The organism is Actinoallomurus acaciae, assembly GCF_042429965.1.
GTDB classification, from domain to species: domain Bacteria; phylum Actinomycetota; class Actinomycetes; order Streptosporangiales; family Streptosporangiaceae; genus Actinoallomurus; species Actinoallomurus acaciae.
This window is the reverse complement of sequence record NZ_JBHLZP010000802.1, coordinates 3,051-3,833: the sequence shown is the minus strand read 5'-3', so window position 1 is coordinate 3,833 and position 783 is coordinate 3,051. Positions and strand designations below refer to the sequence as shown.

2 protein-coding genes are annotated in these 783 nt (G+C 74.2%); both read right to left on the bottom strand.

Features of this window, described 5'->3' with window-relative positions:
• The coding region (locus ACFFNX_RS47225; RefSeq protein ID WP_378212939.1) for an LLM class flavin-dependent oxidoreductase at positions 1-591 on the bottom strand (591 nt) is incomplete at its 3' end.
• A partial coding sequence (locus ACFFNX_RS47220; RefSeq protein WP_378212938.1) for a hypothetical protein occupies positions 588-783 on the bottom strand: 196 nt, incomplete at its 5' end. The genes ACFFNX_RS47220 and ACFFNX_RS47225, both read right to left, overlap by 4 nt.

Here is a 783-nt window from a genome sequence, read left to right as displayed (position 1 = left end):
GCGGCCCTCGTCGACGAGCCGGCGGGCCGCTCGTATCCCGTCCGGCGTCGTGCCCGCGGTGAGGATCGTGCCGTCGGCGGCCTCGCCGCACAGCCGGAGCGAGCGCGGCCCGGTCGCGCCCGCGAGGATCGGCGGAGGCGTCCCGGGCGGCCAGTCCAGCTTGACCTGGTCGAGGTGGACGTAGCGCCCGTCGACGGTGACCTCCGCACCGTCGAGCAGCGCGCGCAGAGCGGCGAGATGCTCGCGCATGAGGGTCACGGGCGACTCGGCCCTAGCGCCGACCTGCGCCATCCAGTCCTGGACGCCGTGACCGACGCCGATCGCCGCGCGCCCGGGGAAGAGCCGGTGCAGCGTCGCGATCTCCATCGCCGCCAGGGCGACGTTGCGCAGCGGCACGGGCAGCAGCCCGACTCCCACCCGAAGCCGACCGGTCCATCCGAGCACGGCGGACGCGGTGGCGATGCCGCTCCCCCAGAAACAGTCCTCCCAGAGCCACAGCTCCTCAAGCCCCGCGTCATCGGCCACGTGGGCAAGGTCACGCAGCCGCTCGGGCGGCAGTTGGGGCAGGCTCACGGCACCGAGAACGGTCATGATCCCATCCTCACCGACCCACCGCGCGTACGGAAGATCCCGGGTACCTCGACGGGCCGGTAGCCGCCTCCGGGGTCGGGCGCCGTGCACTCGCGGCACGCGGTCGCGTACGAGGGGTCGGGCAGGGGGCCTGGCGTGTGCCGCACGATGGAAGCCTGACGCAACGGCGCCCAGCCGTACCGATCCGCCCAC